Origin of the sequence: Bifidobacterium saguini DSM 23967 (genome assembly GCF_000741715.1) — a bacterium.
Classification (GTDB): Bacteria; Actinomycetota; Actinomycetes; order Actinomycetales; family Bifidobacteriaceae; genus Bifidobacterium; species Bifidobacterium saguini.
In genome coordinates this window covers 1-3,060 of sequence record NZ_JGZN01000023.1, presented here as the reverse complement: position 1 = coordinate 3,060, position 3,060 = coordinate 1, and the positions used below count along the sequence as shown (strand labels likewise).

Genomic DNA, 3,060 nt, shown 5'->3' with positions numbered 1-3,060 from the left:
ATGACGTGCACGTGGCAAAGTGGGGATAAGGAAATAGACTTCATCGCCAGACGCGGTGACACGGTTTCCTACTATCAGGTCACGTACTTGCTTGGTTCACAGCAGACGGTGGACCGTGAGTTCGGCGTGTTTGATGCCGTGCGAGACAACTGGCCGAAGTACGTGCTCAGTATGGATGAATTCCCGCAAACGCACAACGGCATACGTGGCATAAACATTATCGATTGGCTGCTCGCCAAGGATTGAACGATAATGTGACAGTCATAGAGCTGTATGCCGACCGTTCGTCATGATTTTTGCACGAAAAGGCAGTTTATTCGTCCAGACTTTTGCACGAACTGGGTGAAAGTTCGTCATGATTTTTGCATCGGCGATGCACGGCAAGGCTATACTCGCTTTAGTAGTACGCCTGCAGAAGCGTATTTGCCGAAGCTCCTGTGCCGGACGATGGAGGTCTTATGAAACGCAATATCATGACCACGCTGGAAGCATGGCGGCAGTCTCGGCATCGTCGTCCGCTGGTGCTGTGCGGTGCCAGGCAGGTGGGGAAAACCTATGTGCTGAAAGAGTTGGGACGTACGCAATATGATTCTTGCGCATACCTCAATCTTATGGATGAGCACACGCATGCGGTGTTTGAGTCCGGGTATAACGCGAAGCAAGTGCTGGAGAATATCGGGGTGCTTACCGGCACCAAAATCGTACCCGGCCATACGTTAGTCGTCATTGATGAAATACAGGAGGTCCCAGCAGCACTTACCCTGATGAAAGCGTTTGCTGAAGACACTCCCGAGCAGCACATCACAGCAGCTGGTTCGTATCTAGGACTGTCGTACCATGCGGGTCATTCATTCCCGGTTGGGAAAATCGACTCCATAGACATGTATCCATTGACGTTCATGGAGTTTCTTGAAGCGGCTGGCCAGGAAGAATTAGCCGAGATAGTGCATGCGCTGGATTTCAACAGAGCGGAGCTGTTCGCTGACAGGCTTGAGCGACTGCTGCGCCAGTATTATTTCGTTGGTGGCATGCCTCAGGCAGTCAGCGAATTTCTTGATGGTGACAACGACTATCAAGCGGCCCGTCGTGTGCAACAGTCGCTGCTGTCGGACTATGACAAGGATTTCTCCAAACACAAGGGTGATGTTCCTGAGATTGATGTGGAGCGTGTGCGCCTCGCATATCGTTCCATTCCCTCGCAGCTAGGGCGCGAGAATCATAAATTCGTCTTCGGGCATATCGCATCTGGTGCGCGACGAACCCAGTATGAAACCGCAATACAATTCATCGTCGATTCGGGATTGGCTCACCGCGTATACCGCATCAATAAGCCGCAACTGCCATTGCGTGATTATGAGGATCTTTCGGCTTTTAAGCTGTACATGCATGACATCGGGTTGCTCGGGGCCGCCATGAACGTATCCGCTCGCGATGTTTTATTGTCCAATAAGGTGTTCGAGGAATACAAGGGTGCAATGACCGAACAGTATGTGTGCCAACAGCTTACGGCAACCGGCCACGCTCCGTATTATTGGACGGCAACCCGTGGAACCGCGGAAGTGGATTTCATCCTGCAATATAACGGGCAGCCGGCTCCATTGGAAGTCAAGGCTGAGGAGAATGTTCACGCAAAAAGCCTGCGTCTGTTGTGCGCAGACACAGGCTTGCATGGATATCGCTCGTCAATGAAAGGATATCGTGAGCAGGATTGGCTCACCAATGTGCCGTTATGGGCAGTTGGTGAGTATTTCGCGGCATGGAACGATCCGGCAAACCAGATTCCCGAAGGATTCTGAGAGTCATTTGGCATAAGAATCAGTTATATCTGCTTTTTATCGGTCAATTATGTATGAGAATCGATTATAATCGATTCTCATACGGTTCTTGGTTTGAGAATCAGGTATATCTTATTCTTAAGCACGCTAGGGGAGGAGCTTGCCATGATTGAGCGACCTGGTTACATGGATCAGATTCGGCCGTTCATCGGCAAGAACATCATCAAAGTACTGGTGGGCGCACGGCGTTCCGGAAAATCAACATTGCTGCAACTTATTCGCCGGAAATTGCTTGGCGAAGGTGTCTCCGAGCAATCCATGCTGCACATCAACTTTGAATCAAGCCAATACGCGAATATCACTGATGCCGATGCGCTCACCCAGTATGTCAGCAAGCAGATGGCAAACGTGACCGGCAAGATTCGGCTCTTCCTCGATGAAATCCAAGAAGTCGATCATTGGGAAAAGGCCGTGCGCTCCTTCATGGTCGATTATGATGCCGATATCTACCTCACCGGCTCCAATGCGCGCATGCTTTCCAGCGACCTTGCCACCTATATCACCGGCCGGTATATAGCCATCGACGTATACCCATTCTCCTTCGCAGAATTCCTTGATGCCTACCGCCAAACCGTAGGCCCCATCGATGCGCGCACGGCGTTCCGCAGATATGTGAATCAGGGCGGTTTCCCATTCCAAACCGATCTGGCATTCGATGAAACCGCTTCTCTGCGCTACCTCGATGACCTGTTCTCCACGATCTTGTTCAAAGACGTGGTGCGTCATGCCGGCATTCGCGATAGTGATGCCTTGGAGCGCGTCATCCGGTATGTTATCGGCGAGGAAGGGCATCTGATTACTGCCGCCAATATTGCCGCATACATGAAAAGCGAGCAGCGCAAAGTATCGCCTGAAACTATCGCCAATTATCTTAATGCCGCAGGCAAAGCGTTCCTTATCTACCGTGCGCCCCGCGAGGATTCCATCGGCAAACGCACGCTGAAAATTAACGAGAAATATTACGTGGTCGATCAGGGTTTGCGCCATGCCGTTGGCCTGAGCAACGCCAATGCCATCGATCAGGTGCTGGAAGGCATCGTGTACATGGAGTTGAAGCGGCGCGGCTATGACGTGCACGTGGGCAAAGTGGGGGATAAGGAAATAGACTTCATCGCCAGACGCGGTGACACGGTTTCCTACTATCAGGTCACGTACTTGCTTGGTTCACAGCAGACGGTGGACCGTGAGTTCGGCGTGTTTGATGCCGTGCGAGACAACTGGCCGA

2 protein-coding genes and 1 pseudogene are annotated in these 3,060 nt (G+C 51.6%); all 3 read left to right on the top strand.

The genetic code is table 11. The features are described from left to right. Nucleotides 1–246: pseudogene (locus BISA_RS13155) on the top strand (ATP-binding protein); the annotation flags it as partial. A 212-nt stretch (nt 247–458) separates the two neighbouring features. Beyond that, entirely contained in the window at nt 459–1,796 is a 1,338-nt protein-coding gene (locus tag BISA_RS11605; RefSeq protein WP_033892145.1) for an ATP-binding protein, read from the top strand. A 144-nt stretch (nt 1,797–1,940) separates the two neighbouring features. Next, nucleotides 1,941–3,060: ATP-binding protein (locus tag BISA_RS11600; RefSeq protein ID WP_033892144.1), on the top strand; the 1,120-nt coding region annotated here is incomplete at its 3' end.